Origin of the sequence: Streptomyces sp. AB3(2024) (assembly GCF_041862025.1) — a bacterium.
Lineage (GTDB): Bacteria > Actinomycetota > Actinomycetes > Streptomycetales > Streptomycetaceae > Streptomyces.
On sequence record NZ_JBGWAB010000342.1, the window covers coordinates 1 to 481 of the forward strand.

Annotated in this window: 1 protein-coding gene; it reads right to left on the minus strand. The window is 70.9% G+C overall.

Translation table 11 applies throughout. The features are described 5' to 3' along the window. Window positions 1–481: beta-ketoacyl synthase N-terminal-like domain-containing protein (locus ACEPPI_RS40675; protein ID WP_373920265.1), on the minus strand; the 481-nt coding region annotated here is incomplete at both ends.

Genomic DNA, 481 nt, shown 5'->3' on the forward strand with positions numbered 1-481 from the left:
ATCCGACAGCCGCTCCACGAGCAGCATGCCGACACCCTCACCCCAGCCCGTACCGTCCGCACCGGCCGCGAAGGCCTTGATCCGGCCGTCCGCGGCCAGACCACGCTGGCGGCTGAAGTCGATGTACGCACCCGGCGAGGACATGACGGTCACACCACCGGCCAGGGCGATCGAGCACTCGCCGTTGCGCAGGGCCTGGACGGCCCAGTGCAGGGCGACGAGGGAAGCCGAGCAAGCCGTGTCGACGGTGACGGCCGGACCCTCCAGCCCGAAGGCGTAGGACAGGCGACCGGAAACGACACTCGCCGCGTTGCCCGTACCGAGGAAGCCCTCGATGCCGTCCGGAACCGTCTGGAGCATCGCCCCGTAGTCCTGGCCGTTGGTGCCGACGAAGACACCGGCCTGACTGCCGCGCACGGCCGCCGGATCGATCCCGGCCCGCTCGAACGCCTCCCAGGTGGTCTCCAGGAGCAGGCGCTGC